Source organism: Wujia chipingensis, from assembly GCF_014337155.1.
GTDB classification, from domain to species: Bacteria; Bacillota; Clostridia; order Lachnospirales; family Lachnospiraceae; genus Coprococcus_C; species Coprococcus_C hominis.
The window spans coordinates 653,499-677,991 of record NZ_CP060632.1 but is presented as its reverse complement, the minus strand read 5'-3'; the positions used below and the strand labels follow the sequence as shown (position 1 = coordinate 677,991).

At 45.4% G+C, this 24,493-nt stretch carries 22 protein-coding genes; 6 read left to right on the top strand and 16 right to left on the bottom strand.

Annotated features, from left to right (window positions below):
* Window positions 1–3: 3 nt before the first annotated feature.
* On the bottom strand, window positions 4–786 hold the full coding sequence (locus H9Q76_RS03285; protein ID WP_196021101.1) for a hypothetical protein: 783 nt from the start codon (window positions 784–786) through the stop codon (window positions 4–6).
* A gap of 182 nt (window positions 787–968) precedes the next feature.
* Between H9Q76_RS03285 and H9Q76_RS03280 the strand changes: the two genes are divergently transcribed.
* Genes H9Q76_RS03280 through H9Q76_RS03265 form a run of 4 tightly spaced genes read left to right on the top strand, consistent with a single transcriptional unit; the run spans window position 969 to window position 3,980 of the window.
* On the top strand, window positions 969–1,541 hold the full coding sequence (locus H9Q76_RS03280) for a 2-oxoacid:acceptor oxidoreductase family protein (protein WP_021985671.1): 573 nt from the start codon (window positions 969–971) through the stop codon (window positions 1,539–1,541).
* Window positions 1,542–1,850 carry a 4Fe-4S binding protein gene (locus H9Q76_RS03275; protein ID WP_021985672.1) on the top strand — a complete coding sequence of 103 codons (309 nt, stop codon included), beginning with the start codon at window positions 1,542–1,544 and terminating at the stop codon, window positions 1,848–1,850.
* Between the two features lies 1 nt (window position 1,851).
* Window positions 1,852–3,033, top strand: coding sequence for a pyruvate ferredoxin oxidoreductase (gene porA, locus H9Q76_RS03270; RefSeq protein ID WP_196021110.1), 1,182 nt, complete (start codon window positions 1,852–1,854; stop codon window positions 3,031–3,033).
* 14 nt (window positions 3,034–3,047) lie between these two features.
* Window positions 3,048–3,980 carry a thiamine pyrophosphate-dependent enzyme gene (locus H9Q76_RS03265; RefSeq protein ID WP_021985674.1) on the top strand — a complete coding sequence of 311 codons (933 nt, stop codon included), beginning with the start codon at window positions 3,048–3,050 and terminating at the stop codon, window positions 3,978–3,980.
* A 66-nt stretch (window positions 3,981–4,046) separates the two neighbouring features.
* Here H9Q76_RS03265 and holA read toward each other — a convergent pair whose 3' ends face one another.
* From holA to H9Q76_RS03245, 4 genes are all read right to left on the bottom strand, one after another.
* Window positions 4,047–5,075, bottom strand: a complete 1,029-nt coding sequence (gene holA / locus H9Q76_RS03260) for a DNA polymerase III subunit delta (protein ID WP_147353285.1) — start codon at window positions 5,073–5,075, stop codon at window positions 4,047–4,049.
* Window positions 5,076–5,189: 114 nt separating this feature from the next.
* Window positions 5,190–7,604, bottom strand: a complete 2,415-nt coding sequence (locus tag H9Q76_RS03255) for a DNA internalization-related competence protein ComEC/Rec2 (RefSeq protein WP_249321609.1) — start codon at window positions 7,602–7,604, stop codon at window positions 5,190–5,192.
* Window positions 7,605–7,621: 17 nt separating this feature from the next.
* Entirely contained in the window at window positions 7,622–8,500 is an 879-nt protein-coding gene (locus H9Q76_RS03250; protein WP_118545896.1) for a GerMN domain-containing protein, read from the bottom strand.
* Window positions 8,497–10,023 (bottom strand): sensor histidine kinase, encoded by a 1,527-nt coding sequence (locus H9Q76_RS03245; protein WP_243029282.1) that lies wholly within the window; start codon window positions 10,021–10,023, stop codon window positions 8,497–8,499. The genes H9Q76_RS03250 and H9Q76_RS03245 overlap by 4 nt, the downstream gene beginning before the upstream one ends.
* 128 nt (window positions 10,024–10,151) lie before the next feature.
* On the opposite strand from H9Q76_RS03245, the gene add reads away from it, so the two are divergent.
* A complete protein-coding gene (gene add / locus H9Q76_RS03240; RefSeq protein ID WP_188332042.1) occupies window positions 10,152–11,123 on the top strand; it encodes an adenosine deaminase in 972 nt (323 codons plus the stop codon).
* 24 nt (window positions 11,124–11,147) lie between these two features.
* On the opposite strand, the gene H9Q76_RS03235 is transcribed toward add, so the two are convergent.
* The 6 genes from H9Q76_RS03235 to argC all read right to left on the bottom strand — a co-directional run bounded on the left by H9Q76_RS03235 (window position 11,148) and on the right by argC (window position 16,570).
* Window positions 11,148–11,834: a response regulator transcription factor gene (locus H9Q76_RS03235; RefSeq protein WP_117780822.1), complete on the bottom strand. Its 687-nt coding sequence runs from the start codon at window positions 11,832–11,834 to the stop codon at window positions 11,148–11,150.
* Between the two features lie 10 nt (window positions 11,835–11,844).
* Window positions 11,845–12,519: a helix-hairpin-helix domain-containing protein gene (locus H9Q76_RS03230; protein WP_227573342.1), complete on the bottom strand. Its 675-nt coding sequence runs from the start codon at window positions 12,517–12,519 to the stop codon at window positions 11,845–11,847.
* Window positions 12,520–12,634: 115 nt separating this feature from the next.
* Entirely contained in the window at window positions 12,635–13,075 is a 441-nt protein-coding gene (locus tag H9Q76_RS03225) for a DMT family transporter (protein WP_021985682.1), read from the bottom strand.
* Window positions 13,076–13,149: 74 nt separating this feature from the next.
* Complete coding sequence (argB, locus tag H9Q76_RS03220; protein WP_330594741.1) at window positions 13,150–14,040, bottom strand: acetylglutamate kinase; 891 nt, start codon at window positions 14,038–14,040, stop codon at window positions 13,150–13,152.
* Window positions 14,041–14,066: 26 nt separating this feature from the next.
* Window positions 14,067–15,290: a bifunctional ornithine acetyltransferase/N-acetylglutamate synthase gene (gene argJ, locus H9Q76_RS03215; RefSeq protein WP_249321607.1), complete on the bottom strand. Its 1,224-nt coding sequence runs from the start codon at window positions 15,288–15,290 to the stop codon at window positions 14,067–14,069.
* Between the two features lie 236 nt (window positions 15,291–15,526).
* Entirely contained in the window at window positions 15,527–16,570 is a 1,044-nt protein-coding gene (gene argC / locus H9Q76_RS03210; RefSeq protein ID WP_021985685.1) for an N-acetyl-gamma-glutamyl-phosphate reductase, read from the bottom strand.
* Between the two features lie 251 nt (window positions 16,571–16,821).
* Between argC and H9Q76_RS03205 the strand changes: the two genes are divergently transcribed.
* Window positions 16,822–18,060, top strand: coding sequence for an argininosuccinate synthase (locus H9Q76_RS03205; protein WP_021985686.1), 1,239 nt, complete (start codon window positions 16,822–16,824; stop codon window positions 18,058–18,060).
* Between the two features lie 60 nt (window positions 18,061–18,120).
* Here the strand turns inward: H9Q76_RS03205 and H9Q76_RS03200 are convergent, their stop codons facing one another.
* The 5 genes from H9Q76_RS03200 to H9Q76_RS03180 all read right to left on the bottom strand — a co-directional run bounded on the left by H9Q76_RS03200 (window position 18,121) and on the right by H9Q76_RS03180 (window position 24,406).
* On the bottom strand, window positions 18,121–19,911 hold the full coding sequence (locus H9Q76_RS03200) for a glycosyltransferase (protein WP_195541316.1): 1,791 nt from the start codon (window positions 19,909–19,911) through the stop codon (window positions 18,121–18,123).
* Window positions 19,912–19,921: 10 nt separating this feature from the next.
* Window positions 19,922–20,845, bottom strand: a complete 924-nt coding sequence (locus tag H9Q76_RS03195) for a glycosyltransferase (RefSeq protein ID WP_181985587.1) — start codon at window positions 20,843–20,845, stop codon at window positions 19,922–19,924.
* Window positions 20,842–21,750, bottom strand: a complete 909-nt coding sequence (locus H9Q76_RS03190; protein WP_117780841.1) for a glycosyltransferase — start codon at window positions 21,748–21,750, stop codon at window positions 20,842–20,844. Before H9Q76_RS03190 ends, H9Q76_RS03195 begins: the two co-directional genes overlap by 4 nt.
* Window position 21,751: 1 nt before the next feature.
* Window positions 21,752–22,921 (bottom strand): glycosyltransferase family 4 protein, encoded by a 1,170-nt coding sequence (locus tag H9Q76_RS03185; RefSeq protein WP_021985690.1) that lies wholly within the window; start codon window positions 22,919–22,921, stop codon window positions 21,752–21,754.
* A gap of 132 nt (window positions 22,922–23,053) precedes the next feature.
* On the bottom strand, window positions 23,054–24,406 hold the full coding sequence (locus H9Q76_RS03180; RefSeq protein WP_021985691.1) for a cell wall hydrolase: 1,353 nt from the start codon (window positions 24,404–24,406) through the stop codon (window positions 23,054–23,056).
* Window positions 24,407–24,493: the final 87 nt, after the last annotated feature.

Below are 24,493 nucleotides of genomic sequence, written 5' to 3'. Positions count from 1 at the left end.
CTCCTAATCAATCACAACAGGCTTTGCCTCTGCATCGTCTGCCGGTAATGTATCAGCGCCTTCTGTATCCTGTGCAGATACATCACTTGGTGTTGCCTGCTCAAACGGCTGTTCCACCCATGTATCAGTCAGGTCAGACGGAGTTGCAATTCCCTGCAGGGCAGTTACCTGCTGCTCATATTTGGAAGTATCTGTCTCCGTGGCAAATCCTTCTACATGCAGGTTTTTTTCCTTCTCTCCCACCTGCGCGTAGGAAGGTGCAATGACCAAACGGTAGACAAACAGTGCAACTGCGGCAATTCCGACAATCAGCATCATCAAAGACAGCACACCAAAAAACTTATGAGCGCCGCCCGCTTTCATCTGCTCGTATGTATCGTCATCAACATCCGCGTACTTCGCACGCTTCTTCTCCTGTTTTGCCTTGATCTTCTCATCCTTGATCCGGTTCTTGCGCTCCCATTTGTTCTCCTCAGCAACATACGCACCAAACAATGCAGAAGATTCGCTTTCTTCCTCCGGTGTTTCCGGCTGTGCAGACGTATCCTCTGCTGCCACTTCCGAACTTTCCGGTTCTGCCGATTCTGCTTCCGTTTTTATTGATTCTACTTCCGTTTCTGTCTCCAGAGATGCATCAGATGTATCTTCTGCCGTCGCTTCCGGATTTTCTGGCTCCGCATCCGGCTGTGTACCCACTTCCGTTTCTTCCTGCTGTGACTCTATCGGAATCAAATCAATTTCTTCCTGATTATTTATGTTATTTTTGTCTTTCTTCTTTCTTCGCATAACAAAACTCCTTTGTTTTTGTTGTGTAAAAGCTTAACGTACTGATTATATCAATTTCAACCAGATTATTCAAGAAAGATTGTAATTTGCCAAGAAAAACCACCGACTCCCTTTACATTTTTTATCAGAATGGTATAATTATTGTGTTTTTTACTGTATTTATGAGAAATGGAGTGCAATATATGAAAAAGAACATCGAGATCAGATGGCACGGACGTGGAGGTCAGGGTGCCAAAACCGCAGCACTTCTGCTTGCGGACGTTGCTTTCAACACAGGTATGCACGTCCAGGGATTTCCGGAGTATGGTCCGGAACGTATGGGCGCACCAATCACGGCCTACAATCGAATTGGCGAATCCGAAATCCGGGTACATTCCAATATTTATCATCCGGACTATGTGGTTGTTGTAGATGAGACACTGCTTCATTCCGTAGATGTCACAAATGGTCTGAAGGAAGATGGTGCCATCGTGATCAACACACCGCGTCCAAAAGAAGAGATTCTTCCTTTATTAAATGGATACAAGGGAAGCGTTTATACGATTGATGCACACAAAGTATCAATGGAAACACTTGGAAAGTATTTCCCTAACTCCCCGATGCTTGCTGCTATCGTAAAGGTTGCAGACATCATGGATAAAGATGTGTTCTTATCCCAGATGCAGGCATCTTATGAACACAAATTCGCAAAGAAGCCGGAAGTAATCGACGGCAATATGCGTGCACTGAAAATGGCGTTCGAGGAGGTAAAATAAATGTCAAAGGCAACAGATATTTCTAAAATCAATGAACATAGTCCTTACTATGATATGACGCCGGGCAACCAGATCTATGGCGGCGGCGGTTCCCGTAAATTCTGTACAGGCGAGTGGAGAACAAAAACTCCAGTGATCGACTGGGAAAAATGTACACAGTGTCTGCTCTGCACACCCGTCTGCCCGGATAGCTGTATTCCGGTAAAAGACGGAAAAAGAGAAGACTTCGACTTAGACCACTGCAAAGGCTGCGGTATCTGCGAGCGCGTCTGCAGCTTCGGTGCAATTACAATGAAGGAGGGAATCTAATATGGCAATTCGTGAAAGAATGTCAGGTAACGAGGCAGTTGCACATGCAATCAAGCAGATCAATCCTGACGTAATGGCAGCATTCCCAATCACACCATCGACAGAGATTCCTCAGATGGTATCCACCTTCATTGCAAACGGTGACATCGACACCGAGTTTATCCCGGTTGAATCCGAGCACAGCTCTATGAGTGCCACCATGGGTGCCTGCGCCGCTGGCGCAAGAGCAATCACAGCTACTTCTTCCTGTGGCCTTGCCTACATGTGGGAAGTACTTTATGTCGCAGCTTCCGATCGTCTTCCAATCGTTATGGCGGTTGTAAACCGTGCATTAACCGGACCGATCAACATCAACTGTGACCACTCTGACAGTATGGGTGCCAGAGATGCCGGCTGGATTCAGATCTACGCTGAGAACAATCAGGAAGCCTACGACAATTACATCCAGGCGTTCCGCATTGCAGAGCATCCGGACGTTAAGCTTCCATTTATGGCTTGTCAGGATGGTTTCATCACCAGCCATGCAGTTGAGAATATCTCACTGATTGAGACAGAGAAAGTAAAAGAATTTGTAGGAAGCTATGAACCAGAAAACTTCCTGTTAAATGCAGATATGCCGATGGCAGTTGGTCCTTATGCAAACTCTCCATTCTACATGGAGACAAAGATGAACCAGCGTATCGCCATGAAGAATGCCAAGAAGGTTATCTTAGAGGTCGCAGAGGAATTCGAGAAGATCTCCGGAAGAAAATACGGACTTTTCGAGGAGTATCGCATGGATGACGCCGAGTATGTGATCGTGATCATGGGTTCTGCTGCCGGAACAACGAAGGAAGCCGTTGATGAGCTTCGCGAGCAGGGCATCAAGGCAGGTATGATCAAGGTACGTGTATTCCGTCCATTCCCAGGCGCCGAATTAGCTGCTGCCCTCGAAAATGCAAAGGGCATCGCGATCATGGATCGTGCAGAAAGCTTCTCCGGATGCGGCGGTCCGCTTGGTTCTGAACTGAAGGCTGCTTTATACGATGCAAAGAACGAATCAACAACCGTCAACTATTTCTACGGTCTTGCCGGAAGAGATTACACAGTAGAAACAGCCTGCGGTATCTATCAGGATCTGATAGATTATGTATCCGGCAAGCAGGAAGCAGAACAGTTCAAGTATATCGGACTTAGAAAGTAACGGAGGGAATCGAGATGGCATTTAATTTTAAAGAAGTAATGAGCAAACCGGAACGTCTCGCTCCGGGACATAGAATGTGTGCAGGCTGCGGCGGAACAATCGCTGTTCGTACAGTCCTGCGTGCCCTGCATGAGGGGGATAAGGCGGTTATCGGAAATGCAACCGGCTGTCTGGAAGTATCCAGCTTCATGTATCCATATACCGCATGGGAGGACAGCTACATGCACAATGCATTTGAAAATGCAGGTGCAACACTTTCCGGTATTGAAACTGCTTACCACGCATTAAAGAAGAAGGGAAAGATCTCCGCGAATTACAAGTTCATCACATTCGGTGGTGACGGCGGTACTTACGATATCGGTCTCCAGTCCCTGTCCGGTGCCATGGAGCGTAATCACGATATGGTATATGTCTGCTATGATAACGGCGCTTACATGAACACCGGTATCCAGCGTTCTTCTGCAACACCAATGTTCGCAGATACAACGACAACACCAGTTGGTAAATGCTCCAACGGTAAGATGCAGAACCGGAAGGATCTCGCATCTATCATCGCAAACCATGATATTCCGTATGTTGCACAGTCTACCTTCATCGGAACCATGAAGGATCTGTATGAGAAGTCTGAGAAGGCAATCTACACACCAGGTGCAGCATTCTTAAATATCATGTCACCATGTCCTCGTGGCTGGCGTTATGACACACCCGATATCATGAAGATCTGCAAGCTCGCAGTGGAGACATGCTACTGGCCACTGTTCGAGGTTGTGGAAGGCAAGTGGATCTTGAACTATGAGCCAAAGAAGAAGCTTCCAATTGAAGACTTCCTTCGTCCACAGGGAAGATTCAAGCATCTGTTCAAGCCAGAAAACGAGAACCTGCTTGTACAGTATCAGGAAGAGGTTGACCGCAGATGGGAAAACCTGCTTTATATGTGTTCGAAGTAAATATCTACGACAACGCAAAAGCTCCACGCTTAACTTATAAGCGTGGAGCTTTTTATATCTGTTATACTATACTTCCTGTTTTTCTCCGCCATGCAGCAAAAGCTCTAATATCACCATCTCGGTTGCAAGCTTATCCCGCATTTTACCTGTTTTGATGCTCGTATCTGCTTCCTGACATAACCTCACACAGGAAAGCAGTTGCTCTTTCGTGAAAGAGCGTGCCTGCGCAATATATTTTTTCACAAAGTACGGACGGATACCGAACGCCGAAGCAATCTGTCCCTCTGGTGTACCAGTATCCAGTGCAAACCGGATCTTCAGAAGCTGCATGAAGTTCCGTGTGATCAACACGAGAATCTTCATCGGTGCCTCCTGCAAATACAGCAGATCATCATATAATTCCATTGCCTTTTGCTGTTTTTTTTCTGATATCGCATCAATCATATCAAAGATTTTGTCTTCCACCTGATTCACACAAAGCAGGTCAATGTCTTCTTTGGATACGCTTCCTTTTTCCACAGCATAGGAGCGGAGCTTGTCTGCTTCATTTTTAAGCAGATTCATACTCGTTCCAACTCGATCGATCAGATATCGCAATGTCGCACCGCTGATCGCAATCTGATCCTCTACAAACATTCCATTTAACCAGACAGCTAACATCTCACTGTCCGGTGCATCAAACATTGCTACCGTACCAAGCTGTGCGACAAGCTTGCTTAGTTTCTTCCGGTTGTCAATATTCTTCTCCACGAAGATCAGCACTGTCGTATCTGGCAGTCCATCTAAGGCTTCTTCCAGCTTTTCACAGCCGTTCTTGAAGAAATTGCTGTTCTCAACCAGCACCACTCTGCGTTCTGTAAAAAATGGCATGGTATCTGCAAATTCAATGATGTCCTCTGGTTTGGAATTCTCACCCTTGTAGGTGATAAAATTCATTGTATCGTTTGGATTGATCATCGCCGCGATCAGTTTGTCCCGATACTGATAGATCAGATATGGTTCCGTTCCACCAAGCAGATACACACGACTGAATTCTTTCTTATTGATTTGTTCATTTAAAATGGCCATGCCATTTGCTTTTTCTTTTTTTGCCATGTTGACTCCGATATAGAACGCTAACTACACTTATTATTCGGTATGTTTACCTTTTTGTTACGTTTGAATACCTCTTTGTTTTCAATGAATACATTGTATCACATCTTCCTCCTTTTATCTACTCCGGAAGATTACTGCTCCCATCTCATCCGTCCGAAGTACCTTCGTCCCTTCCTGTGCTAACCCTTGTAGCACTTCCGTGTGTGGATGTCCATAACGGTTATTGTATCCACAGGAAATCAAACCATAGTCCGCATGCGCATAGACCCCCTCCACATACGAGTACTTCGAGCCATGATGCGGAAGCTTGATACAATCATAATCCTGTTGTATATCCATATCTGCGACGGCATCTGCATCCATGTCTCCAGTAAATAACATGTCAAATGTATCAGAATGATATGCCAGTGCCAGACTCGCTGCATTCTTATCCTTTGCGCGATATTCTGCAGTTGGATGCAGGCAGGTAAGCGTAAATGTATCATCGCCGATCACGTCGCCCTCCCTCATCCACACGATTGTGATTCCGGCAGCCCTAATCATTGCTTCTAACTCTGCCAATGCCGCATCCTGAAACACATAGGCGGAAAAGACAACCGTCCGCACCTTGATCTGCGTCAGTTTTCCCTGCAATAAAAGTTCTTTTAATCCACTGATATGATCCTCATCGGTATGTGTCACAAACCAACAGTCAATCTCCGTCATGCCTTGCGATCGCAGCGCCGGAAGCAGTGTGTATGTCCCACATTTTGACTGTGACGTCGAGCCGCCGTCAATCACGATATTTCTTCCGTCCGGGGATCGTATCAGGATTCCATCGCCTTGTCCAACATCTAAGAAATAGATTGCTTCTGTGCGTTGCTGCCACACGCATAACGCCTGTCCTGCCCCCTGTAACAGCATACTTATAAGGATCGTGCATACAGTGTAGCGCACGACCTCTCTTTTACGCCAGAACCTGCCGGTATGTTTATATACAAAGTCCCGCAGCTTATTTCTTGTTTTTGTGCGAAGCAATACCAGCGTGCATGCAATCCCGCCATACCACATGCCAATCTGCCAGCCTCGTATCTCTCCTGTAACAAGTGTATTCCACGGCAGTTCCAGTGTCCTTTCGCAAAGCCATGTATATCCCTGTAACATCCACCCAACCGGCAGCATGACGAACCTGCCAAGCGAAATCGTGCCAATGGATACAAGCAAGCCGAACCAGCTTCCTGCTACCACAACCGTCATCCCCGGTACAACGATCAGATTCAGCAATCCTGCATAGACTGGTATCTCGTAATAGGTTTTTGCCACCACAGGAAGCATCATCCCCTGCAATGTTACAGAATAAAACAGGCTCTGCACCACACGGAACCGAAGCGGATATCGTTTCTGGAACCGCCGAAATCCAGTTTTTTTATGCAAGCGCTTCATCCCATAGTTTCCAAGTGATACCCCCGCAATCGCCATATAGCTTAACTGCATCCCGGCATCTAAGATGCGAACCGGGTTGCATAGAAGCATAAAGAACAAGGCAACTCCCATCGCAGTCGGCATATCATAGGATTTCCCGAACATCTGCGCCACAAGAAAAATCACCATCATCCAGATCGCACGCATCGTTGCCAGACTCATTCCGGTCATCATGCCGTACAACAAAAGTCCTGCTATCGTGATAATTCCTGCTACCGGAATCGGCACACGAGCCCGCCGCATCAGTCGAAAGAGCAGTCCTCCAAGCAGGGAAATATGAAGTCCTGATATCGCCAGAATATGCGCAATCCCGCCCATCTGATATAATGTCTTGAGTTCTGCATCTATCCTTGATTTTTCTCCAAGCAGGATTCCAGACACAAGCGACGCCTGTTCTTCTGGAAGAAGCTTTGCAATCTGGCAGTCTGCCCGTATACGCAATTCATATAATATACGTTTTCCCTGATAATACAGATACCTTGGCAGCCCAAGTATTTCCCACTGATTAACGGTGATCGTCGTCACCTGCGGTGCATAATAATATCCGCTGATATTCCGGGCAAGATAATAGCTGCGTGACTGGAACCCACCCGGATTTCTCACATGCTCAAATGTATCATAAGTACCTGTTACCTGTACAATCTCCGCAATCGTGTGTTCCCCTTGCACACCACGGAGCAGAATATCTCCATGCACGTCAGCTCCGTCCAGTACCCGCATCGTCCATGTTTCTCCCTGCCGGTCAGTCAGAATCCCGGCACAGATGACAGGCTTCCCCTGCGTCTCCCCTCCCGTTGCATAGGTTATAATATCGTAACCGTTTTCCTGCCGGATATCCGGCTTTTCCCGTAGATCCTGCGGAATACGCAAAAAAGCGCCAAGCATTCCAAGACCAATTCCCAGTCCCAGAACGCATGCGCTTTTTCCCTGTTTTTTCTTCCGCACGAAAATCCCAACGCAAACAAGCATAGCACTCACTATGCCTATCTCGCCCACCGTTCTTGTGTACAGGCCAATCACCTCTCCAAGTGCATACGCCAAAGCCACACAAAATACTGGTCGTTTCATACGTCTCCTATATTCTTTTATTCTTGTACTACATTTGCATTAAATGGTAATGGTTTGTCTATTGCAACCACATTCCGGTACATTGGCACGATTTTTCCATCAATCAGAATCTGTACCGTATCCACGTCTGTCTGTGCAATTACCGAATTCACGACTGCATACAACGCAAGCTCTGGTGAAATCGTTCCCACGGCATTTGTAAATTCCTCTGACAGATCCAGATAGCAGACCGAATCATGGACCGACACCTGGTTCACCTTTGTGTCCGGAGAAAGCACTTTTTTCTGTACCAGCTCCCGTACGATATACTCCTGATCGGACGTCTGTGGCTCCGACTGTACTTTGATTCCATAGGATTCCAGTGCAGTTCCCTGCGCATTTGGTGCATACATGGTAATTGATTCCTCTGCCAGACTCGGTTCGTCGGTACCATAATAATAAACAGAATCCCGCAGGAACAACTGCTCTGCATACACTTTTTCGTCATGCCCCTTTACGGTCAGTGCAATGCTGGAAATATCATCCATCTGGAACAATGTCTTCGTTGTGGCTGCCATGATCAGCAATATATCTTCCTGCTCGTAACTGCCTTCCACAAGTGTGATATCCATCTGCAAACTGTTATCCTCGCCCATCATATAACTGTAAGCTTCGATCTTCGATGTTTCCATTGCTGTGAGTGCCGTCATTGCATCCTCCACGCAGGATGCGATTGCATCCGGCGTTTTCAACTGGTAATCTGCATCGGCACGCACAACTGTGTTATCCTCTGCCAGATACAGATGAATCATATTATCTGCAAGCGGTGTAATCTCTCCAGTCTGTGCTTTCCCACAGGCTGTCAGGCAAAGCAGTGTCGCGATCACGCATCCGGTTTTCCAATACTTCTTTCTCATTCTGCATCGCCCTCCTTTCGTGCTGTATCCACGGAGGCATCCGATTTCATCGGAATGCGAATGGTAAATGTAGTGCCCTCTCCAGACTCGCTGTACAATTTGATTGAACCCTTGTGCATCTGAATGACGCTTTTCGTGATAGCAAGTCCAAGTCCTGTACCACCGGTATCCCGGCTTCGCGCTTTATCTACCCGGTAGAAACGTTCAAATACATGCTCCTTGCAGTCATCCGGGATTCCAACACCGGAATCTGCAACCTTCACATAGAAGTTGCGGTGGTCTGCATTGAGCGTCACTTTCACCCAGCCATTGTCAACATTGTACTTCACCGCATTCTCTATAATATTCGTCAGAGCCAGACTCAGTTTGACCTCATCCACCCATGCCGTCACATCACGGTAGCTCTCGTAAGTAATCTGGATTCCACGGCTTTTGGCGATTGGCGTTACGCGCTTCAATATCACCTCCAACAGATCATTGATCTTTATCTCCTCGATATTCATCGCGGCTGATTTTTTATCCATTTTTACAAGTGTCAGCAGATCGGTAATAATTTTACTTTCTCTGTCAATCTCATCCACGATATCAGTCATAAATTCCTTGTACATCGCAAGATCCGCAGATTCGTTCTGTATCAGAGAATCTGCCAACACCTTCATCGACGTGATCGGCGTCTTTAATTCATGTGACACATTCGATACAAACTCCTGTCGTGTGGAGTCAATGACCATCAGCTTGGATATCGTCGCATTGTAACGTTCCGTCAGCTGTTTAAACTCCTTGAATCCACGCACTGGAATCTGTGTCTCCAGCTGTCCTTCTCCCGCGATTTCCATCTGCTGATTGATACGCTTGATCCCACGTGAGCTTGCATTGCCGATTGCCCATGCTGCACCAATGCAGATTGCCATGATAAGTGCAAATGACAACCAGTTTCGTCGTTCTACCCGGCGTTCAATTACATTCAGGCTGTCCGTCGATGCCTGAATCACAAGCACGCCCTGCACATCCTGTTCCTGCTTCACAGCTGTGATATATTCAAGATATCCATCCTTCTTCGATATCTTCTCACTCGCCTGTCCGCGCATTACAGCCATAATATCCGGATTTACAATCTGTGCATTTTCATGGTTTCCATAAGTATCCTTGATCACCCGGTACTCCCGGTTTATCACAAGCACCCTGCCGTAAAAAGTCGTTGCGACACCTTCGATACGAAGATTTAAATCCTGTGGGTCATCGAGCGTCATATGATTCTCAAGCAGATTATTCTTCAGATATTCCGCCTGCGCCATCACATTTTTTTTAAGCTGTTCCTGATATCGCTGCACATACAGACGGCTTGACATCAGCGAATACACAAGCATAATCCCTGCACACAGCACGATGATCAGAAACGTCACAAACCATCGGAGGCTGATGCCCATATGTTTATGCTGGCGCTTCTCCGCCCGTTCCCGGCGTTTCAGCTTTTTACGTTCTAATTTTTCATCCTTTTTTTCTTCTTTTATTTCGTCTTTCACGTTGTTTCATTCCGTCCTTTTCCAGAATACCACTACTATATCACACCGTCCGTTTTGCTTCAAGGCACTTGTACAATCCATGCGAAATTGCTATGATACAAGTACAACACCGAAAGGGGGATACACTTATGAATTTTGATCCTGTTTCCATGCCAAAGGTCGAACTGCACTGCCATCTGGATGGTTCTTTGAGCAAAGAATTCCTGATGCAGACCTTACAGCTTTCGGCACTGGACATGCATACAATACAGGCACCTGCCAACTGTCAGTCACTTGCCGAATATCTAACCTGCTTTGACCTTCCGGTATCCGCACTGCAGGAAAAAGAGCATATCCGGGATGCCGTCGTTGATGTCGTGCGACAGGCAGCCGCAGAAAATGTCCGCTATATGGAAATCCGGTTTGCACCTATGCTGAGCGTCAACAGTCACCTGGATCTGGAAAATGTCGTGCAGGCGGCTGTCTATGGATGCCAGAAAGCATTTGACCGGTATGGAGTATTCACCAATCTGATCTTATGTGCGATGCGCCATCACTCCCCACAGCAAAATCATCTGGTTGTCCGCTGTGCCAGAGAATTCTTAGGAAATGGCGTCTGTGCGTTAGACCTTGCCGGTGATGAAGCCGGACATCCAAACGAAGAATTTGAAGCGCTGTTCGAGGAAGCAAGGCGAATGGAGGTGCCTGTCACAATTCATTCCGGTGAATGTGGCAGTGCCAGAAATGTCGCGCTCGCCCTCCAATATGGAGCACGCCGGATCGGACATGGCATTGCAGCCATCAAAGAGCCTGCTCTGCTGGAAGCCTGTCGCAACGCACACATCGGTTTTGAGCTTTGTCCAACCTCGAATTTCCAGACAAAAGCAGCGACTGAACTGGACGCGTATCCACTCCATGCGTTTCTGGATTTTGGACTGCTTGCAACAATCAACACCGACAATCGTACCGTGAGCCACACAACGCTGACTGACGAATATACCTTTGCCCTTGAAAAGCTCCACATAGAAAAAGAAGATCTCCGGACACTGTATAAAAACAGTGTGGAAATCTCCTTTGCCTCTGACTCTGTCAAGCATCAATTACTGTATCTTCTGCCATAGCGAACTTTTTTCGCTGTGTACAGATTACTCGTGGAAATAATATCCCACGCCCCATTTTGTATGAATGTATTTTGGATCGGCTGGTGTTGCCTCAATCTTCTCACGAAGTCGACGCACATGCACATCCACGGTTCTGGCATCGCCCGGATAAGATGGTCCCCAGATAGTTTTGAGCAACTGCTCTCTGGAATATACCTTGTTCGGGTTTGATACCAGCAGATATACAAGTTCAAACTCCTTGGCTGTCAGGTTGACTTCCTTGTCATCGATATATACCCGGCGGCTGTCCACATCAATCTTCAGTCCCTTTGTCTCGATCACCTTCTGATTTTCCTGTTCCGGCACATTCCGGTTATTCCGACGGAAAATCGCCTTGATTCTCGCCTTTACTTCCAATATATTAAACGGCTTTGTTATGTAATCGTCTGCGCCATATTCCAGTCCCAGTATCTTGTCCATATCATCGCCCTTAGCTGTCAGCATAATGATTGGCACATCCGAAAACTCGCGGATCATCTGACACACTTCCAGTCCGCTAAATCCCGGCAGCATGATGTCCAGTAAAATCATATCGTAATGATTTGCCTTTGCAAGCTCCAGTGCGGTTTCACCATCGTAAGCAACTTCGACCTTCATATCGTCCTGCTCTAAGCTGAACTTGATGCCCTTTACGATGGACTTTTCATCATCTACCACCAAAATTTTCTTCATTCTATACACCTCATCCCACAATAATTAAGTCCTTGATTTTATTATATATGCCCTCTTTGATTCCACGGATATTCATAAGCTCCTCCGTGTTCTGAAATTTCCCCTGGGCTTCCCGATATGCGATAATCGCATCCGCTTTGCTCTCGCCAATTCCCGGCAATGTCATCAGTGCGTCTTTTCCGGCGGTATTGATGTTGATCTTCCCGTCCATTTCCACATTTGTACCGGCTGGTGCATCCTGCGCCGATGTCCCATCTGTCTCCCGACCTGATAAGGAAATCCCGTTTGTCTCCTCCATCGTCGGAATGTAGATCTGTTCTCCCGCCACAACGGTCTGCGCCAGATTCACATAGGTAACATCCGCATCATCGGTAAATCCACCTGCCATCTGAACCGCTGTCTCTCTGATTGCAGAACCTGCAACATAATAGACACCCGGCTGTCGTACCGCACCACACACATACACAGCCACATCGTCTGACTGCTCCTGCTCCGGTGTTTCCGCTTCGGTTGTCGTCGTTGCAAACGCCTCTGCCGATGAAACCACTGTTTCTTCTCCACCAGCGTCATCCATCATCTGCGTTTCTGTCTGTGTCTCACTCGTAAGCAGCTTTACCTGTCTGCCACAGCCACACAAAGCCACTGCCAACACACAGCCAGCAATTATAAATTTTATGTACTGCAAAATGAAATAGCTCCCTTCTAAAAAAGTCTGGTATTCCATATTGCATATTCAAGACATACACCCATTGTACAGAACTTCCCACGGAATTACAATAGGCGGATTTCACGAAAAAAAGTTACTTCTCCCACTGAAAAATGATAAATCCCACTACGGACACAACGATACCAACCAGCTTCGTCCACTGAAAATCTGCTTTCTCGACACCGAACCAGCCAAAAAGCTCAATCAGGTATGCAATCAATAGCTGCGAAATCACAATCAGCAGCACTGCCTTCGCCGGTCCCAATCCTGCCATCGCTGTAATGACGGTCCATGTAATAAAGGCACCGATCACACCGCCTAACAGCATATATTTGTGATCGACCTGCGCAAGCGAGAATATCCCTGCCTGATTCCGCTCAAAGATCGCCCACAGGGCAATCGCAACAACAAATCCGGAAAATGCCACCCATGCGGAAGCAAGCCAGGTCGATGTCTGCTTTGTCACGCCTGTATTAAATACACCCTGTACACTCATCAATGCACCGGATATCAATGCGACTATTATTCCCCACATAAAAAAACTACCTCCATAGACAAAATGTATATAGAGGTAGTTTGTGTTAATTATTTCATTTTCATTCGAACAAATTAGAATAATGGTTCCTTCAAAATCGCAGTACCAATACCCTTTTCTGTAAAGAACTCCAGAAGCAGGCAATGCTCTACACGACCATCGAGCATATGGACACGTGCAACACCGTTCTTCATTGCCTCGATACAGTTTGTAAGCTTCGGAAGCATACCGCCGCCGACAACGCCGCTGTCGATAAATTCCTGTGCTTCGTTAATATCCATCTCGGAAATCAAAGTTGTCTTGTCCGTTGGATCTACGAATACACCTTCGATATCGGTCAGGAATACAAGCTTCTCTGCGTTGATGGCTGTTGCGATCGCACATGCTGCATCATCTGCATTGATGTTATAGCCATGATAATCGTCGATGCCAATACCAATCGGAGCGATAACCGGGATGAAATCATTTGCAATCAGTGTGTCAATAATCGTAGGATCTGCGGATACAACCTCTCCGACATAGCCGATATCCTTGCCGCCGGAAAGCTTCTTCTGTACCTTCAGAAGTCCGGAATCCTTACCGCTGATACCAACTGCTTTTAATCCAAGCTTCTGCATCATAGATACCAGGCTCTTGTTGACCTTGGAAAGTACCATCTCTGCGACATCGAGTGTCTCCTCGTCAGTCACACGCAGACCATTTACGAACTCGGATTCTTTACCGATTTTCTTTAACCATGCGCTGATCTCCTTGCCGCCGCCATGTACAATGATCGGCTCCATACCGATCAACTTCAGCAGGGCAACATCCTTGATGACATTGTATTTTAAGTTCTCATCAACCATTGCACTTCCACCGTATTTGACAACGACACGCTTGCCGTTGAATTTCTGTATGTAAGGAAGCGCCTCGATCAGTGTCTGCGCTTTCGCAAGTATCATATCCATTGAATCATTATTTACCATCTTGTTTTCCTCCATTTTCATTCATCCTAGGAACGATAGTCCGCATTGATTTTCACGTAATCATAGGTGAGGTCACAGCCCCATGCAGTTGCTTCCGCATCGCCATCACGGACATCGACCTTTGCAATCACGACATCCGGCGACAGGATCTCTGCTGCCTTCTCCTCATCAAAGGCAGTTGCCACACCATTTCCGACCAGTGCAATCTCGCCTTTTTCAGATGCCATCACAATATCGACCTTGAGTGGATCAAACTGTGCGCCAGAATATCCCATTGCACACAGAATTCGTCCCCAGTTTGCGTCTTTTCCGAAGATTGCACATTTCGTCAGGTTGGAAGTGATGATAGACTTTGCAAGCACCTTTGCTGTCTGCTTATCCTTCGCGTGTTTCACCTGCACCTCGAACAGACGGCTTGCCCCCTCTCCGTCACCGGCGATCTGCTTTGCAAGATAAGTATTGACTGCAAGCAGTGCCTCCTTGAATGCCTCGTAATCCTCGTTCTCCTCGGTAATCTCCGGGTTACCTGCCATACCATTTGCCATCACTAATACGGTATCGTTCGTTGATGTATCGCCGTCCACCGATACCATGTTAAATGTATCCTCGATAGAACCCTTCAGCGCCTTGTCCAGCAGATTCTTCGAGATTGCTGCATCTGTCATGATGAACCCAAGCATCGTTCCCATGTTCGGATGGATCATACCGGAACCTTTGCACATTGCTCCAAATGTGACTGTCTTTCCACCGATTGTTGTCTCATAGGCAATCTGTTTCGGATGCGTATCGGTTGTAAGGATTGCCTCTGCGGCATCCTGTGCAGACTGTACATCACTTTTCAGCATACCGGAAAGCTTCTTCACACCATCTGCAATCACGTCCATCGGCAATGTAAATCCGATGACACCAGTCGATGCAACCAGCACCGTATCGGATGAAATATTCAATGCCTCGCCCGCAAGCTTTGCTGTCTCTGCTGCATTCTCATAGCCTGCCTGTCCGGTACATGCATTTGCAATACCGGTATTTATTACAACTGCCTGTGCCACACCAGCATCTGTGACCTTCTTGTCCCAGAGTACCGGAGCTGCCTTGACAAGATTCTTCGTGAAGGTACCTGCGGTGACCGCCGGCTTCTCTGAGAAGATCATTGCCATATCCTTGTTTGTCTTTCCTTTTTTGATTCCGGCTCTTGTGCCGGCTGTTGTATATCCCTTTGCGGCGGTTACGCCGCCCTCGATCTGCTTCATCTCGATTTCCTCCTTATTATTTGTATCGAGACGGATACAATTACGATTCTACGCAGACGCGCTCCCGCTCACTTCATCACGTAGTGGTACTAAATTCACGTCAAACAAGTTTGCCGTTCATTAAGTACCAACGTGCTTCAATGGTCTGCTTTAGAATTCGTAATTGCATCCGTCTCTATCCACATATTAATCACAAATTCTTTTTGTATAAATCGTTGTTGCTAAACCTTACCTTGTTATGGGAACATTGGTGGCATCAGAAGTCCTTCTTCTTCCGGTAAGCCCATGATCAGGTTCATGTTCTGAACTGCCTGTCCGGCAGCACCCTTCACCAGATTATCCATCGCACCCATCACAACGACACGTTTCGTTCTAGGGTCAATCACAAAATTCACATCCACATAGTTGCTGCCTTCTACCCAGCGTGTCTCCGGGCAGACGCCCTTTTCAAGCACACGCACGAAGCGCTCCTTGCCATAATATTTATCATACACCGCCTTGATATCCTCGTAAGAGACATCCTTCACAAGCTTTGCATATGCTGTTACTAAAATACCGCGGTTCATCGGTACGAGATGTGGTGTGAAGTTGATTGTAAGCGGTGTACCATCATAAGCATAACCAAGCTGCTCCTCGATCTCCGGAGTATGTCGGTGTGTTGTCACGCCGTACGCCTTGATGCTCTCATTGACCTCACAGTAGAGGTTTGCAACCTTGGCGCCACGTCCCGCTCCGGATGTTCCGGATTTCGCATCCACGATGATCGTATCGACATCAACCAGACGCTCCTTTACGAGTGGATACAGAGAAAGAATCGAGCAGGTTGTATAACAGCCCGGATTCGCGATCAGACGTGCCTTCTTGATATCCTCACGATTGATCTCACACAGTCCATATACTGCCTCTTCGATAAACTGTGGACTCTTGTGCTCTAAGTTGTACCATTTCTCATACGTCGCTACATCCTTGATACGGAAATCCGCGGACAGATCCACGATCTTCGTATTCGATAAGATCTGCTCATTTACAAGCGATGCGCAAAGCCCCTGCGGTGTCGCAGTAAAGATTACATCCGCCTGCTTGCTAAGCTCATCCATATTATCATCCATACATTTCGCATCGACTAACTGAAACATGTTCCGATATACAGATGCGTATTCCTGATCGATATAACTTCTGGAACCATACCAGACGATCTCTGCGTCCTTATGTCCCAGCAAAATACGTACTAATTCCTGACCGGCATATCCGGTTGCTCCTATAATTCCGACCTTTACCATTGTTCCTGCCTCTTTTCCGTAATCACAAATTTGTCTCATTATACATCCGTAGTTTTATTTATGCAACCCTATTTCAATATTTTATGTATAATTTTACAGGATAATATTGTTTTATGCATATTTTTATTCATTTATACACATATTATGCAGAAATATGCAAAATTTCTGGTTGCATCTTGCAGAAAAAAGAAGTATACTAGACAAAACGTGTCGCAACGTGAATTATTACATATTTTATGGAGGAAACTTTGATGGGTAAAGAGAAAGTTATTCTTGCGTATTCTGGTGGTCTGGATACCACAGCAATCATCCCTTGGTTAAAGGAAACTTACAATTTCGATGTTGTATGTGTATGTATCGATGTCGGACAGGAAAGCGAGCTGGAAGGCCTCGACGAGAGAGCCAAATATTCAGGAGCTGAGAAGCTCTACATTCTGGATGTCGTTGATGAATTCTGTGATGAGTACATCCTTCCAGGTGTAAAGGCAAATGCAACTTACGAGTATGAGTATCTGCTTGGTACTTCTTTTGCAAGACCGCTGATCGCAAAGAAGCTGGTAGAGATCGCACGTAAGGAAGGTGCTACAACGATCTGCCACGGTGCTACTGGTAAGGGAAATGATCAGGTTCGTTTCGAGATCAATATCAAGGCACTTGCACCAGACTTAAATGTCATCGCAACATGGAGACAGCCAGAGTGGACGATGCAGTCCCGTGAGGATGAAATCGCATTCTGTAAGAAGCACGGCATCGATCTTCCATTTGATGTGACAACATCTTACAGCCGTGACCGTAACATCTGGCACATCAGCCACGAAGGTCTGGAGCTTGAAGATCCATCTTTGGAGCCAAACTGGGATCACCTTCTTGTACTTGGTACATATCCTGAGAAGGCACCAGATGAGGCTGAATATGTAACTGTAAACTTCGAGAAGGGTGTTCCGACTGCAGTCAATGGCAAGCAGATGAAGATGTCCGACGTAGTCCGTGAGCTGAACCGTCTCGGTGGCAAGCATGGTGTTGGTATCGTAGATATCGTAGAGAACCGTGTCGTTGGTATGAAGTCCCGTGGTGTCTATGAGACTCCTGGTGGAACCATCCTCTTAGCTGCTCATAAGCAGTTGGAAGAGTTGATCCTCGACAGAGATACACTTGCATTCAAGAAGACAGTTTCAGACAAGTATGCAGATCTTGTATACGAAGGAAAATGGTTCTGCCCACTCCGTGAGGCATTGCAGGCATTTATCGAGAGCACACAGGATCGTATCACAGGTGAAGTGAAGTTCAAGCTTTACAAAGGTAACATCATCAAGGCTGGTACAACTTCTCCTTATACACTCTACTCTGAGTCACTTGCAAGCTTTACAACTGGCGATCTGTACGATCATCACGACGCAGAAGGCTTCATCCATCTGTTCGGTCTTTCTATGAAGGTTCGTGCAATGCTCGACCAGAAGCGTGAAGAAAAGGATAAGAATAACGATAAATAAATTTACGTGTTCTATAAAAAGAAGAACCTCGGCAAATGCCGGGGTTCTTTTTTTGTCTGATTATTTATCAAGCTTCAGATACTTCTCCCAGAATTCCAAAGAAGTAAACTGTGGTCTTGCTTTATGCCATTTCTTTCTGTCCCGCTTGTAATACAGCAGGATATTCTTGGCTGTCTTTAAATACTCGCCCAGATAATGGAAACCTTTCTTGTAATCTCTCTGCAGGATATAGCCTGCATTCTTCTCTTCATCGTACAGGAACATCCGCTTGTAGATATGTGGCTGCTCGATACCGATCGCAGATACTGCCTTGATATCCCGCAATGGTGGCAACAACCAGCAAAACATACAGATGATTCCATTGACAAACGGCGGGAAGAAATTCTTCTTCATCTTCACCGGCTCCTTGATGCCTGCTTCTTCCGGTGAGATAAACTTGTAATTGAGTGTTGCAAGCTCTGCATGTTTCTGTACCGGGTCGATCTGCATAAATGCTTCCGGTCCCTTGTGGAAATCATTGTATCCCTGCAGGATACACTCTACCAGATTGTACCGGTAATCAACTACATGAATTCCCATCATCATCGTCATATATCCAAGCAGCTTCCACGGTGAGCCAAGTTCTTTCATCGTAGATGCCTCCGCAATCAATGCATTTCGCATGTCATAATATGACATCGATACAGACGCCTTGTTTGGTGCCTGTGGATGCCATACGCAAATACCATTGATCAGGATGACACCCTTGTCTGAATGGCGCACACCGTATTCAATATCATCGAAATGAATAAATGCAGGAATTGGGAGATTGTCTGCCTGTATCTCTGTTGTTGGAATACAGTTATACCACCAGCCACTGTAATTGATCGGTGTCTCCTGCTCGTTTGCACTTACCATATCCGGCTTGCGCATGTCATAATGGCGATGATAGAAATCATTTAGCTGCCAATGTGTCAAAGCACCTGCCTCAAACTGCATATATTTACGGTCAAGCTCAAACATCTCGCCACCAAGGATTGCGCCCTGATATTCCTTCTTCACATGTGACAGGAACAACCATGTCCGTTCTACTACGGCTGTATCAAGCAGAATATCATCATCCATCAGGATAATATGCGTAAATGGCGATGGTTTTCTATAAAACAAAGCTTCCATAATGCAGCGGGTAAATCCACCTGCACCACCCGCATTGATATTCGGGAATACATGAATCTTATCGCTGTCAAAGGTATCCGGCTCGATCGTCTGTCCATTATCGGATACATAGACCTCCAGATTTCCATAAAGCGGGCTGTCCGGATTATTGATAATGTGATTCAATACCAGATTAACATTTCGTTTTAAAAACTCCTCCCGCTTAAATGTACAGATTCCAAGTGCAATGACCGGCTTCTGCGTCATCACAGCCTCTGTTCCATACCCACCGGACAATAAAACCTCCGAGATATCAGATACCTCTTTCTGGCATTTTATATTCACATACAAAATACCATCGTCTGGCAATTCCTCAAACTGCAGATGATATTTGTTTCCATCCTTTGACACGGAACACGGAATTTTACGACGCACAACTGCTACATACTTAGATGGCGACTCCTTCTGAATCATTTCCCGTGTACAATCATGTCCGGCTGCTACACTGCCGACTGCGTGTACGCAGGTAAACTGCAATGCTTCTTCGGACTCTACCTCAAAATAAAGGTTATCCAGATCGGTATATTTCTTCCACTTTCCAATTGAAAATGCGTTAAAATATGTCTCTAACGATATCTTGTCTTCCTTAATTCTATAATACATTTTCTGCTCCGGGCAGACCTCCTGCTTCGGAAACAAAAGCGGTTGTATAATCATAATTCCCCTCCTAGTTTGGTACATACTTTTTATTTTTTCCTAATCTTCCTGCTTTCCCATCCATCCACGCGTCCCACAACATTCGTGTGATATATTTTCCCTGACGATGGTATTTCGGGATCAGGCACATACCTGCGCCACATGCAATAAAGACCATAAACTCTGCATAGATCACAAGCTGTGTCACCTTGCTGCAATGCGTTTTCACTGCATCCAGTCGGTTCCGGTGTCCATAATAGGTTCTCCAGCCCATCCGCATGAAAAAGCCCTTCTGTTCACCCGATGGCAACACCGTTTTATGATTCAGATGTGCCGCATTGACGTTTACAATGCCGCCATACTTCCGCAGGCGCATCGAAAACTCGGTATCGTCATACCAGATAAAATATTCTGATTTCGGAAGTCCAATCTTTGCAAGGATATCTGCACGAACCATCAAACCGCAAAACGTTGCCAGATCGTAGCGGAAGCATTTGCGCTCATATGCAGATAACGGAACGTTCTTCTCCAGATACAACGTCCGGTTTGCAATCACTCTCCGGTGGATCGTCTGAATCTTTCCATCCGTATAAACCGTTCCCGAACATGCTACCACATTCGGATACCGGCGAATCACGCGGTCACATTTCTGAATATAATCTTCTGCGATCATCGCATCATCATCGATGATCAGCACCCAGTCCAGATCTTCTTTACCTGCAAGCTCCAATCCTACACGGAATCCGCCTGCACCGCCCAGATTCTCCGTCTGTTCCGAAATCACAAACCGCATATCTGCTTTGTACTGTTGCAAATACTCGTCCGTTCCATCGGTACTGCAATTATTTACGATAATAATCTTTTCAAACGGGATTGTCTGTCTGATACAATTCTCAATACATTCCTTCAGTAATTCTAACCGGTTATATGTTACAATTACGACTCCATATTTCATCTTAGTTCCTCCAGCAAAATCTGTAACGAATCGATCTGGCATTTGTTTTTAAACGCCTCCCGTTTACAGTCCTTCTTAAATGTTGCATTGGTAGACATATCCTCCAAATGCAGAATATCAATCGACGGTTCATATACCGTTTCAATTTCATGCTTGCGGCACCGCAAATATAAAAGCTCTTCCTCACGGAACATAAATGTCCGGTCGTCAAATGCTGTATCAAACTTTCCAATATAGAGCGGTGTCAGAATCAGACAGCAGCCATGCAAAACGATATTTTTGTGCCGTTGCTTGCTCGCAATCACCATCTGTATCTTATCGTCCAATGTCTCCTTAACCGGTTGCTTCTGAAACTTCAACGCAGGGAGCAGTTTGTCCAGTGTTCGATTGATTATATTTCGAACCGGATAAAGTCTGGAAGTATAATACCGGTACATCTGTTTCGACATTTGTAATTCATGTTCAAAATATTCCCGCGTATGTATTTTGAGATACATATAATTGGTATAGCCGTTCAATAATGTGATATGCGGTCCAACTATTCCACACTTCGACGTCTCATACTCCTGTACAATCCGCTCTATAAAATCCGGCTGTAACAGCAATACATCATTGTTCATCACACATATATAATCCGCATGCAACGTCTGCTTTGCATAGGTATACCCAATGTTATTTCCTCTGGCAAACCCCAGATTTTTCTCTGCTTTCAAAACTGTAATATGCGGTTGGTCTTTATATTTTTTCTCCAAATAACCCCCTGAACCATCCGGAGAACAATTATCAACAATGACAATCTCTGAACTGTGCTTCTTTGTATTCTCCCGGATTGCTTTCACACATTTTTCTGTCACTTTTGGTTCATTATAATGGAGTACCACAAACGCAAAAATAATATCTGCCATTTTACTCTCCTAAAATTCGCTGGTATTCACGATATATGTTTTCGGCATTTTTCTTTGCTGTCATATGCTCTGCCATGAAATCACGGGCTGTCTTTGCTATCTCCCGCAATTCTTCTTTATGATTTAAAATATATAGCATCTTCTGCTTAATACTTTCTGGATTTCCGCATTGATACAGCACACCGAATTTTCCGTCTTTCAAAAGTTCTTTTGTTCCCGCTGAATCCGCACCCAGCACCAGATTTCCCGTCAGCATTGCTTCCACGGTTACACGTCCAAACGCCTCACACCGGGAAGTTACAATCGATACATCTGCCTGTGCCATCACATCGGGCACATCACTTCGAAATCCAAGCAGTTCTACATTTTCTATATGATTCGCTTTTAATTTCTCGCGCAATGCTTCCTCATACTCTTCCCCACCTCTTCCTGCAATCATCAGCCGGTATGCATCCTGATACCCCTCCTGATTCAACAAGCGGCAAGCCTCAATCAAATCATCCGTTCCCTTTAATTCTGAAAGTCCGCCAACATAGCAAAGTTTCAATATCGAATCTTCAAATATCTGTCTCTCTGGCTTATAAAATTGATCTATGTCAATTCCATTATATATAACCTTCATGACATTTTTATGAAGTGATTTATTATATTTTTTATAAATGCTACGGGAAATGGCAATGACTAGATCTGCCCGGTTCATCAACTTATACATATATTTCGGAAAATAGAACTCATTCCCCTGATCTTCCTCCAAAAACTCCCGGATATGCCATACATAAGGAATATTCACCTTACGGGCAGCATATGCGCCAAAATAGCTATACACCGTGTTAATATGCACCAAATCCACATGTTCCTTCTTTAGGATACCCGCCAATCCACGTGCATAGATTTTATTTCTTAAAATATATTTTATCTGCCCCAGTGTTGCCAGTATATTTCTTGGAAAATCACATGATACAACTCCTGATATGGATGGAACCACATAATATTTGATTTTGTGTTTTCTTAATAAGTTTACTCCATCGCCAGGTCCTACATAAGGTCCTTCCTTTGGAATGATCACAATCGTTTTTACATGTAATTGATTTAATTGTATTGCAAGATTTGTCATGCTTAGGAAAGCTCCAGAACTTGCATTATTATCCGAAGCAATCAATGCTACCTTCATTATTTTCCTTCTTTGACTACCTTTATTTTTTGTCATAATACTTCTACATTGTACCCAATTCCATACAAGAAAGCAAGAAAAAAAGCAACATCTTAGCTGCCCGCTAACATGTTGCTTTTCTTATCTCTCTGTCTATTTGAAGAACACGTGATTACCAATCTGCTTATAGGTTCCAAGTGTACTTGTATCCACATATCTTGCAGGACGGAATGACATCAGATCACCGATGTTGTTATTGCCTGCACACGCATCTCTGGCTGCCTGAATACAGCTTGCCTGCGCACCGTTCTGAATCAGTCCTTGCAATCTGGAATCCGATACAACGCTGAACTGGTTGGCTGCATAAACAACACTGCTGATCGTACTGCCCCATGCGCCAGACTGCAGGCGGTTCAAAATTACATTTGCTACCGCAAGCTGTCCTTCGTAGGACTCATTTCCACATTCCAGTGTCATTACAGCTGCCATCAGATTGATATCTGCATCACTCAGGGATACCGGTGTTCTGGATGAAGAGCCGATATTCGAGCTGTTGTTTGCCTGTGTTGTTGCTTCTGTTGTTGTCTGCTGTGTTGTAGAAGTCTTTTCTGTTGTTGTCTGTGTCGACTGCTTGTTCTCCTCTACACTGCCAGAAGCCTTCTTTGTCTCAGTTGTAGATGTCTCCTCAGAAGTTGTATCTTCGTCTACCGCTGTACCATCGACTGGCTCTGCAACACGATATCCTTCTGTGACTTCCATATAATCTGCACTTGCATATCCTTCGGTACCAGTTGCCACCTGAAGACATACCCATGCATCATCTGTTTTCTCTGGTGTAACTGTATAAGTTACATTCTCATAAACCGCACCGACAACCTCAGCGTCCTTATTGGCTGCTGCACGAAGATTGATACCATCTTCCTTCGCAACGGCTGTCATAGAATAATACTGCTTTGCAAGTGCATATGCTTCCTCGCCGATTGTAACATAATCTGCTTTCACATAGCCCTTTACATCACCAGACGAAATCTGCACCCATCCGTCTGCCTGTGCAAGCACATCGCCACAAGCACCGATATTCATATGGCCAACGATTGCAGAATCCGTAGATGCCTCTGCACGGACATTCACATCATCCCGATTAGCTGCACACTTATCTGTAAACTCTGCAGCTGCCGCAGCAACCACTTCTTTTTCCTTTGCTTCCTTATCTGCAGTCATAACAGACTCCAGATCTGCACGGATCATATTGGTTCCGGCTGCATTCATAGAAGTCATCGAACCATCCAGAGTCACAACCTCTTCCACATTTCCAGAAGCAACAACTGTATCTGCTTTTGCTTCTTTCCTGTTTCCAATCATAATGCCTGCGCCTGCACACATGGCAACAACTGTAACCATAATCGTAAAGGCTAAAATATTTCTAACTATGTAACGACTGTTAAATACATTCTTTGTGAGGAATAATCGCATATTCCGTACTTTTAACTTCGTTCTTCTACTCATTTCTTTCACCTTGCAAAATATTTTTGTAACTTCTTACACATATTGTTACATTTTTATTACAGAAGTATCTTAACATTATCTTACAAA

Excerpts from the sequence above, each read along its gene's own strand:
- H9Q76_RS03255 (WP_249321609.1), bottom strand. The coding sequence starts at position 7,604 with ATGAAACGACCAGTATTTTGTGTGGCTTTGGCGTATGCACTTGGAGAG.
- argB (WP_330594741.1), bottom strand. The coding sequence starts at position 14,040 with ATGGTAAATAATGATTCAATGGATATGATACTTGCGAAAGCGCAGACA.
- argJ (WP_249321607.1), bottom strand. The coding sequence starts at position 15,290 with ATGAAGCAGATCGAGGGCGGCGTAACCGCCGCAAAGGGATATACAACA.
- porA (WP_196021110.1), top strand. The coding sequence starts at position 1,852 with ATGGCAATTCGTGAAAGAATGTCAGGTAACGAGGCAGTTGCACATGCA.
- H9Q76_RS03275 (WP_021985672.1), top strand. The coding sequence starts at position 1,542 with ATGTCAAAGGCAACAGATATTTCTAAAATCAATGAACATAGTCCTTAC.
- add (WP_188332042.1), top strand. The coding sequence starts at position 10,152 with ATGAATTTTGATCCTGTTTCCATGCCAAAGGTCGAACTGCACTGCCAT.
- H9Q76_RS03200 (WP_195541316.1), bottom strand. The coding sequence starts at position 19,911 with ATGATTATACAACCGCTTTTGTTTCCGAAGCAGGAGGTCTGCCCGGAG.
- H9Q76_RS03185 (WP_021985690.1), bottom strand. The coding sequence starts at position 22,921 with ATGAAGGTAGCATTGATTGCTTCGGATAATAATGCAAGTTCTGGAGCT.
- holA (WP_147353285.1), bottom strand. The coding sequence starts at position 5,075 with ATGGCAAAAAAAGAAAAAGCAAATGGCATGGCCATTTTAAATGAACAA.
- H9Q76_RS03205 (WP_021985686.1), top strand. The coding sequence starts at position 16,822 with ATGGGTAAAGAGAAAGTTATTCTTGCGTATTCTGGTGGTCTGGATACC.
- H9Q76_RS03225 (WP_021985682.1), bottom strand. The coding sequence starts at position 13,075 with ATGTGGGGAATAATAGTCGCATTGATATCCGGTGCATTGATGAGTGTA.
- H9Q76_RS03265 (WP_021985674.1), top strand. The coding sequence starts at position 3,048 with ATGGCATTTAATTTTAAAGAAGTAATGAGCAAACCGGAACGTCTCGCT.
- argC (WP_021985685.1), bottom strand. The coding sequence starts at position 16,570 with ATGGTAAAGGTCGGAATTATAGGAGCAACCGGATATGCCGGTCAGGAA.
- H9Q76_RS03190 (WP_117780841.1), bottom strand. The coding sequence starts at position 21,750 with ATGGCAGATATTATTTTTGCGTTTGTGGTACTCCATTATAATGAACCA.
- H9Q76_RS03195 (WP_181985587.1), bottom strand. The coding sequence starts at position 20,845 with ATGAAATATGGAGTCGTAATTGTAACATATAACCGGTTAGAATTACTG.
- H9Q76_RS03285 (WP_196021101.1), bottom strand. The coding sequence starts at position 786 with ATGCGAAGAAAGAAGAAAGACAAAAATAACATAAATAATCAGGAAGAA.
- H9Q76_RS03250 (WP_118545896.1), bottom strand. The coding sequence starts at position 8,500 with ATGAGAAAGAAGTATTGGAAAACCGGATGCGTGATCGCGACACTGCTT.
- H9Q76_RS03180 (WP_021985691.1), bottom strand. The coding sequence starts at position 24,406 with ATGAGTAGAAGAACGAAGTTAAAAGTACGGAATATGCGATTATTCCTC.
- H9Q76_RS03235 (WP_117780822.1), bottom strand. The coding sequence starts at position 11,834 with ATGAAGAAAATTTTGGTGGTAGATGATGAAAAGTCCATCGTAAAGGGC.
- H9Q76_RS03280 (WP_021985671.1), top strand. The coding sequence starts at position 969 with ATGAAAAAGAACATCGAGATCAGATGGCACGGACGTGGAGGTCAGGGT.